This window comes from Mesorhizobium sp. M0019, assembly GCF_040323975.1.
Lineage (GTDB): Bacteria > Pseudomonadota > Alphaproteobacteria > Rhizobiales > Rhizobiaceae > Mesorhizobium.
This window is the reverse complement of sequence record NZ_JAMYVK010000025.1, coordinates 88520-95952: the sequence shown is the minus strand read 5'-3', so window position 1 is coordinate 95952 and position 7433 is coordinate 88520. Positions and strand designations below refer to the sequence as shown.

Annotated in this window: 8 protein-coding genes and 1 tRNA gene; 5 read left to right on the top strand and 4 right to left on the bottom strand. The window is 61.8% G+C overall.

All coding sequences use genetic code 11. The features are described 5' to 3' along the window. Nucleotides 1–215: 215 nt before the first annotated feature. On the bottom strand, nt 216–467 hold the full coding sequence (locus NKK47_RS19050; protein ID WP_023675031.1) for a PepSY domain-containing protein: 252 nt from the start codon (nt 465–467) through the stop codon (nt 216–218). 258 nt (nt 468–725) lie between these two features. On the opposite strand from NKK47_RS19050, the gene NKK47_RS19045 reads away from it, so the two are divergent. Continuing rightward, nucleotides 726–938 carry a hypothetical protein gene (locus NKK47_RS19045; protein WP_352577871.1) on the top strand — a complete coding sequence of 71 codons (213 nt, stop codon included), beginning with the start codon at nt 726–728 and terminating at the stop codon, nt 936–938. Nucleotides 939–1113: 175 nt separating this feature from the next. After that, on the top strand, nt 1114–1779 hold the full coding sequence (locus NKK47_RS19040) for a hypothetical protein (RefSeq protein WP_352577870.1): 666 nt from the start codon (nt 1114–1116) through the stop codon (nt 1777–1779). Nucleotides 1780–2055: 276 nt separating this feature from the next. On the opposite strand, the gene NKK47_RS19035 is transcribed toward NKK47_RS19040, so the two are convergent. Continuing rightward, a tRNA-Val gene (locus NKK47_RS19035) sits at nt 2056–2130 on the bottom strand. Between the two features lie 103 nt (nt 2131–2233). Beyond that, complete coding sequence (locus NKK47_RS19030; protein WP_352577869.1) at nt 2234–2917, bottom strand: phosphoglycolate phosphatase; 684 nt, start codon at nt 2915–2917, stop codon at nt 2234–2236. Between the two features lie 144 nt (nt 2918–3061). Here NKK47_RS19030 and rpiA point away from each other — a divergent pair, with 144 nt between their 5' ends. From rpiA to gor, 3 genes are all read left to right on the top strand, one after another. After that, a complete protein-coding gene (rpiA, locus tag NKK47_RS19025; protein ID WP_352577868.1) occupies nt 3062–3793 on the top strand; it encodes a ribose-5-phosphate isomerase RpiA in 732 nt (243 codons plus the stop codon). Then, the gene (locus NKK47_RS19020) at nt 3780–4358 is read left to right on the top strand and encodes a DUF2059 domain-containing protein (protein ID WP_352448901.1); all 579 of its coding nucleotides are present in this window, start codon (nt 3780–3782) and stop codon (nt 4356–4358) included. The genes rpiA and NKK47_RS19020 overlap by 14 nt, the downstream gene beginning before the upstream one ends. Nucleotides 4359–4475: 117 nt before the next feature. Beyond that, on the top strand, nt 4476–5864 hold the full coding sequence (gene gor, locus NKK47_RS19015; protein ID WP_352577867.1) for a glutathione-disulfide reductase: 1389 nt from the start codon (nt 4476–4478) through the stop codon (nt 5862–5864). Between the two features lie 57 nt (nt 5865–5921). On the opposite strand, the gene mgtE is transcribed toward gor, so the two are convergent. Beyond that, nucleotides 5922–7286 carry a magnesium transporter gene (gene mgtE, locus NKK47_RS19010; protein ID WP_352577866.1) on the bottom strand — a complete coding sequence of 455 codons (1365 nt, stop codon included), beginning with the start codon at nt 7284–7286 and terminating at the stop codon, nt 5922–5924. Between the last annotated feature and the right edge of the window lie 147 nt (nt 7287–7433).

Sequence of the window (7433 nt, the reverse complement as noted above, 5' to 3'; positions counted from 1 at the left end):
TTCATTCGCCAAGCGTCCACTTAATCTAAGCGGACACTAACGCCTCAAGGTACGCGTCAGTAGGCGGCCGTCGTCGTATGCATACGCCATGCCCACCCCCGCGCGCAATGATAGCACCGCAGTCAGCCATCAAAGTCATATCTGCGCAAGTGCATGCCCAAGGCCGGGTGCCTCCGGGCGCGCCTTTTTCGAATGCTGACCTTTGCAGGCAGCGACTATTTCGGCGCGGCTGTCACCGGATCGTAGGTGATTTCGACTTTCGCCTTGTCGCTCGTGTAATAAATGACGGTGTAGCCATCGCTGTCCCAATCGATTTCCTTGATGTAGCGGAAGTCGTCGCGCTGCTCGACCTTGGCGATGATTTCCGACAGCTTCTTGGCATTCTGCGGCGGCACCGGATTTTCGTCCGCGGCAAAGGCCGATCCGCCGACAAGCAGCACGGCGGCCGCCAAAACAAGTCTGGACATGGCTTTCCCTCACATCTCGATCAGCAGAAACTCGTTTCTATGTAGGTTTGTTCCGGGATAGCGGAGCGTTGCGCTACAAGGAGGCGCCGTCCGTACCTGATTTATGGCTGCCGAAAGAACACGGCGACTGCTTAAAATCATGATGCGTCGCCTCAACATCGCGGCCGTAATAGTGCCGGTGGTCATTCGGGGTTTTACATGCAAATGCGTCATGTCATCATATTTGTACTTTTCACATTTTCCATTCCGGCCATTTCGATGCCTGTCCAGAAAGCCGAGGCGCTAGAACCTGAACGCTATACGGTCTATTGCGCCGACGACCGCATCGAGGTTTCGTTCTGGGATATCGAGCAGATGAAGGTGCGGGCCGGCTCCACCGTTTTCCAGTTCCAGAGCTATACGAGCTACAGCAGCGCCTTGAATTTCGCCCAAAAGAATTTTGGCGGCGAGGGGGCTACCTGCAGCTGCTAGTGGTAAAAATCTGACGCTTGGTGCCCGATGCGGTTTATCTGTTCCGACCCTTTCCGGTCGTACAGACGTGGCAATGCTACGGCGTCAGTTGACCCGTTCCGATCATTGGCCATCTTGCAACCGTTTGAAATCTGGCGCTAGATGGGACATGGGACCATTACTGCGCGAGGTCTCTATGGCAAACACAGAAGAAGGAACGCGCGTAGCAGGAGTTTGGCTTGCGATCGCCTCTATCCTGCTGGCAGGCGCGCTGGTCGGCCATGGTCCGATCGATCCCGATATGGGTCGCCAGATGGGAGTCATCACCGACGACCCTGTCCGATGGGCGATCATCCATTGGGTTTCCGCGGTAGCGCTATCACTGTTCGTCCTGACAGGTCTGATCGTGCTGGCGGCCAGATCGCGCCTCACCGAGGCGTGGTGGACGTTGTCTGCCTGGGGTGTGCTGACTGTCGGCGCCCTCTGGACCATGACGACCGCGGTGGCCGAGGCCACCGTGGTCTCCGCCGCTGCTGCCGCCGGGGACACGGCAACTTTCGAGGCCTGGTGGGCATTTTCCGAAGGAAAGGCTAACGGCTTCATGTTTTTGGCGTTGGCCGTTGCCGTGATCGCTGGCAACGAGGCGCAGACCACTCACCGAGCCACGCCGGTCTGGGCATCGTACATCGCAGTCGTGGCCGGAATTGGAGCCTTCCTCGGTTGGCCCCTGGGCATGTGGCTCGGAGTCACCCTGGGCAGCTTCGTCTGGGTCGTGGCATCACTGGTGATGTCCCTGTGGACACTTTGGTTCGGGTTGGGTTTAGCGCCGACCGTGATCGGGCTGCGGCCTCACAATGGGTGACATCGAGTCCGTAGCGGGAGCGTAGCGAGCGACCGCTTGATGACCGCGACGGGCGCTCCAGCCGCTCCGAGGCGGCGGGGATTGCTTCGCGCCGCTGAAAACGGCCTCGACGCGCGAGTTTGCCGAATGGGCAATATGCTTGCAGTAGGCGCGATAAAGCCGCTTCAGCAGCCGGAGCGAAAGGCAGGTTTACCCAGAGCGGGCCTACTGCTTCGGCACCAAGCGTCAGATTTTGACCACTAGCCGCTCTGACTTGGAATTGATTCAGGAAGCAGATGGTGGGCGATGCAGGGATTGAACCTGCGACCCCACCCGTGTGAAGGGTGTGCTCTCCCGCTGAGCTAATCGCCCGCTCGTTGCCCGAAGGCCAAGCGCGCCGCGATATAAGGGAGGCCGGCCTGCGAAGTCAACCACTTGTCGGTCGGCATCTGGCGGTCCGCCCGATGGGCAGCTTTCAGCCTTCTGCCGCGGCCATCAGCCCTTGTACCAGATCGAGCGTCAGCGAATCGAAATGCGAGATCACCGCCGACGGTTCGAACTCTCGCACATGACGGTCGGTGTAGCCGAAATCGACTGCCACTACCGGAATCCCGGCGGCTTTCGCCGTGTCGATGTCGGTCTGCGAATCACCGACCATCAGTGCACGGTGCGGGTCGCCACCGGCGCGCGCGATGGTCTGCGTGAGATGGCGCGGGTCGGGCTTGCGGAACGGAAAACTATCCTGACCGCAAATCGCCGCGAAATGCCTGGTCATACCGAGCGCCTGGATCAGCGCCACCGAATTGGCCTCGTATTTATTGGTGCAGATGGCCAGCAGGTAACCGGCTGCCTCGAACCGTGCGATCGCCTCGGGGACGCCGGGGTAGGGGCGCGATTTGCCGGGGATGTTAACGGTGTAATGGTCCAGAAACAGCTTGAGCAGGCGGTCGTGCTCCTCCACTGCCAGCGACCTGTGCTGTGCTGCGTGAGCGCGCTCGATCATCACCCGGCCGCCATGGCCGACGAAGCGCCTGAAGCCGGCTTCGTCGACGGCCGCGAGCTGGCTGGCGGCAAGGCTGTGGTTGAGACTGTCGAGCAGGTCCGGCGCCGTGTCGATCAGCGTCCCGTCGAGGTCGAACACGATGATCGGTCGGGTCATGGCCTGTCCTGTGACGATTTGATTGCCGGCAGGCGATAACCGCTGCGGCCCGTTCAGGCAAGCCGGCTTATCCACCGCGGGCAAGGTCCTTTGACCAGCCCGGCAAAAATGCTACGAGCGCCGAAACAAATCTCGGGACCCGGCATGGATGCTAGGCAATTGAAGGTTGAGGCCGCGCGGGCAGCGCTTGCCCATGTCACGGATGGCATGCGGCTCGGCATCGGCACCGGCACCACAGCGGACGAGTTCGTGCGGCTGCTCGCCGACAAGGTCGCCACCGGCCTGACTGTCATCGGCGTTCCGACCTCGGAGCGCACCGCCGTCCTTTGCAGCGAGCTTGGTGTGCCGCTATCGACCCTCGAGGAAACCCCCGAGCTCGACCTCACCATCGACGGCGCCGACGAGATCGATCCGGCGCTGACATTGATCAAGGGCGGCGGCGGCGCGCTGCTGCGTGAAAAGATCGTCGCGGCGGCCTCCGCCCGCATGATCGTCATCGCCGACAGCTCCAAGATGGTCGAGATGATCGGCCGTTTTCCGCTGCCCATCGAAGTCAACCGGTTTGGCCTGCGCGCCACCGAAATTGCGGTCGGCGCGGCGGCTGCAAACCTTGGCCTTTCCGGCCCCGTTACATTGAGGATGACGGGGAGCCAGCCATTTGTTACAGACGGCGGCCATTTTATCCTCGATGCATCTTTTGGCCGCATTCCGGATACAAGAGCGCTTTCGAATGCTCTCCACGCCATTCCGGGCGTGGTCGAGCATGGTCTTTTCATCGGGCTGGCATCAACGGCCATCATAGCCGGCGGCGACGGCATCCAAACCGTCCATGCCGCCCGAAAATCAGGGAGTTTTACCGATCATGATGTTGCATAACCGGGTTGGCCGCTTTTTTGCCATTCTGGCGGCCTCGGCCGTTTTCGCGTTTTCGTCGCCTGCGTTTTCGCAGGACGTCACCGATGCGCATTTGAAGGCGGCGCGCGCCGCCGTCGCGGCGATCCATGCGACGGATACGTTCGACAGCATCCTGCCGCAAGCGGCCGCGGCACTGGAGCAGCAGCTGATCCAGAAGAACCCGGACATGCAGGAACTGATCGCCAAGACCATCAACGAGAAGGCGATGGCCTTGGCATCGCGCCGCGCCGACCTGGAAAAGGAAGCGGCGCTCGCCTATGCAAAAGTATTCTCGGAAAAGGAACTCAATGAAATCGCCGCGTTCTACAATTCCGATTCCGGCAAGAAGCTGCTCGACAACGGCCCGATCGTGACGCGCGAACTGGTGAAGGCTGCCGAGATCTGGCAGAACGGCCTGGCTCGCGATCTCGCCCAGCAGGTCGGCGAGACCCTGGGTGCAGCGGCGAATGCCAAGGCGCCGGCTGCACCTGCCGACGGTACCGCTCCGGCCGATGGCGCAGCTCCCGCGGACGCTACACCGAATTGATTGCGGACTTCCGAGCCGCCTGACCGCCACTGGACCAAAAGCCCGGCAAATCCGGGCTTTTCTTTTGATAGTCGGCAGCCTACCTGTCTCGGGGTTTGAGGGGCAAGGAGTTCAGCCATGGCCGGTTACGACTACGATCTTTTCGTCATCGGCGGCGGCTCCGGCGGGGTGAGGGCGGCGCGCGTCGCGGCCGCACTCGGCAAGCGTGTCGGCATTGCCGAGGAATATCGCTATGGCGGCACGTGCGTGATCCGTGGCTGCGTGCCGAAGAAGCTCTATGTCTACGCCTCGCAATTCCCCGAGCATTTCGCCGATGCCGCCGGTTATGGCTGGACGGTGCCTGAGGCGCGTTTCGACTGGCAGACGCTGGTCGCCAACAAGGACCGCGAAATCAGCCGGCTGGAGGCCATCTACCAGAACAATGTGCAGGGCGCCGGCGGCGAGGTCTTTCATTCGCGCGCCACCCTGGTCGATCGGCATGTGGTGCATCTTCTTGGTGAGGATCGCACCGTTACCGCCGACCAGATCCTGATCTCTACCGGCGGGCGACCGGCGCCGCATCCAGCATTGCCCGGCCATGAGCACTGCATCTTTTCCAACGAGGCCTTCGACCTCAAGGAACTGCCGAAGGCAATCATGATCGAGGGCGGCGGCTATATCGCCGTCGAATTCGCCAACATCTTTCACGGCCTCGGCGTCGACACGACGCTGGTCTACCGCGGCAAGGAGATCCTCAGCCGTTTCGACATGGACCTCAGACGCATGCTGCACGACACGATGGAAAAGAAAGGGATAAAAATCCTCTGCCACGCCGTGTCCGAGTGGGTCAGGAAGCGGCCTGACGGCCGGCTCGACGCGCTTGTCACCGGCGGCACGGTGCTGACGGTCGACCAGGTCATGCTCGCCATCGGCCGCATTCCCAATACCGAGAACATGGGCCTGGAAGGCGTCGGCATCGAGATGACCAAAACCGGGGCAATCCACGTCGACGAATACTCCCGCACCAACATCGACAACATCTGGGCAATCGGTGACGTCACCCATCGCGTGCAATTGACGCCGGTGGCAATCCACGAGGCGATGTGCTTCGTCGAGACCGCCTTCAAGGACAAGCCGACGGCGCCCGACCATGACACGATCGCTACCGCAGTCTTTTCGCAGCCCGAGATCGGTACGGTCGGCCTGTCGGAGGATGAGGCGGCAAAGCGCTTTTCGGATGTTGAAATCTACCGCGCCACCTTCCGGCCGATGCGGCACACACTGTCCGGCCGCGACGAAAAGATGCTGATGAAGCTGGTCGTCGACGGCGCCTCGAAAAAGGTCCTCGGCGCCCACATCCTCGGGCCGGATGCCGGCGAAATGGCGCAGCTTCTCGGCATACCGCTGAAGGCCGGCCTGACCAAGGATGATTTCGATCGCACCATGGCGGTGCATCCGACCGCCGCGGAAGAACTCGTCACCATGTACAAGCCGACTTACCGGGTGAGAGATGGTGAGCGCGTCTGACGCGACGACAACCCATCGCGGCAACGAAATTGCCGCGATGGAAGTGCGTGAGTTTTCTTACAGCAACGTTCCGCGCAGGATCACCAGCGCCACAGAAAAATAGATCACCAGCCCGGTGACGTCGACCAGCGTGGCGACGAACGGGGCCGATGCGCTGGCCGGGTCGAAGCCCATGCGCTTCAGGGCGAACGGCAGCATCGATCCAGACAGCGAGCCGAAGGTGACGATGCCAACCAGCGTGGCGCCGATCGTCATTGCGATCAGCGGCCAGTGCGGGCCGTAGTCGTAGAAGCCGAGATACTGCCAGAGCGCGATGCGGCAGACGCCGACCACGCCAAGAATCGAGCCAAGCACCAGGCCGGTGGGCAGCTCGCGCAATGCCACCCGCCACCAGTCGCCAAGGCCGATCTCGCGCAGCGCCAGCGCCCGGATGACGAGCGAGGTCGCCTGCGAGCCGGAATTGCCGCCGGAGCTCATGATCAATGGAATAAATAGCGTCAGCACGATCGCCTTTTCCAGCTCGCCCTCGTAACTTTGCATCGCGTTGGCGGTCAGCATCTCGCTGATAAACAGCGCGCACAGCCAGCCGGCGCGTTTCTGGATCATCGCCAGAAAGCCCATCTTCATATAGGGCTCGTCGAGAGCCTCCATGCCGCCGAAACGATGCACATCCTCCGTCGTTTCCTCGATCATCGTGTCGATAATATCGTCGATGGTAACGATGCCGAGCAGTTTGCCGTTGTCCACGACCGGAACGGCGAGCAGATCATATTTCGAGATCAACTGAGCAACCTTTTCACTATCGGTCAGCGGTGAAACGGTGATAGGCGCACGATCCGGCGCGATTGCCATGATCAGCTCGTCGGGCCCGCCAGCGATCAGTCGACGCAGGCTGGTCGAGCGCAACAGGACATGCGTTTGCGGATCGACGATGTAGATCGCGTAGACGGTTTCGCGCGTCCGCTCCACCTTGCGGATATAATCCAGCGTGCGGGCCACGCTCCAGTCCGGCGGCACGCTGACATATTCGGTCGTCATGAGCGAGGCGGCGCTGCCCTCGGGATAGCCGAGAATGGCAAGCAGCGTCGCGCGCAGCGGTGGCGCCAGGCCGCCGAGCAGTTCGGAACGAGCCGGCTCGTTCCGATCGCGCAGTATGTCGGCGGCGCGGTCGACCGACATGGCGGCAAGCAGTCTGCCTGCCTTGATGCGGGGCAGCGCCTCGACCAGTTCGGATGCGCCGTCGAGTTCAGGCTGGTCGAAGATCTCGACCAGCCGCTCGAACGGCACTTCGCAAAGCAGCTCCGATGCCGTCTCGCGGGGCTCCTGGTTCAAGGCCTCGACGATGTCGGCGACGTGTTCGTTGGCAAGTACGCGAGCGATGGCGATGGCATCGCCGCCCGCTGGGGGGGAAAACTCGTTCATGGCTCACTCCTTGCCGTCCGGCAGGACGTGAGCCTGTCAGGTCACGTCAAGCGGACGGCGGTTGCGTTCGACTGTGACTGTCGCCAGGCATGGCGCGGTGACCTTTCTGCTCGCGGGTTCGAGTTGAGATTCTGCAAGCCGGCGCAA

Excerpts from the sequence above, each read along its gene's own strand:
- NKK47_RS19050 (WP_023675031.1), bottom strand. The coding sequence starts at position 467 with ATGTCCAGACTTGTTTTGGCGGCCGCCGTGCTGCTTGTCGGCGGATCG.
- NKK47_RS19045 (WP_352577871.1), top strand. The coding sequence starts at position 726 with ATGCCTGTCCAGAAAGCCGAGGCGCTAGAACCTGAACGCTATACGGTC.
- NKK47_RS19040 (WP_352577870.1), top strand. The coding sequence starts at position 1,114 with ATGGCAAACACAGAAGAAGGAACGCGCGTAGCAGGAGTTTGGCTTGCG.
- NKK47_RS19030 (WP_352577869.1), bottom strand. The coding sequence starts at position 2,917 with ATGACCCGACCGATCATCGTGTTCGACCTCGACGGGACGCTGATCGAC.
- rpiA (WP_352577868.1), top strand. The coding sequence starts at position 3,062 with ATGGATGCTAGGCAATTGAAGGTTGAGGCCGCGCGGGCAGCGCTTGCC.
- NKK47_RS19020 (WP_352448901.1), top strand. The coding sequence starts at position 3,780 with ATGATGTTGCATAACCGGGTTGGCCGCTTTTTTGCCATTCTGGCGGCC.
- gor (WP_352577867.1), top strand. The coding sequence starts at position 4,476 with ATGGCCGGTTACGACTACGATCTTTTCGTCATCGGCGGCGGCTCCGGC.
- mgtE (WP_352577866.1), bottom strand. The coding sequence starts at position 7,286 with ATGAACGAGTTTTCCCCCCCAGCGGGCGGCGATGCCATCGCCATCGCT.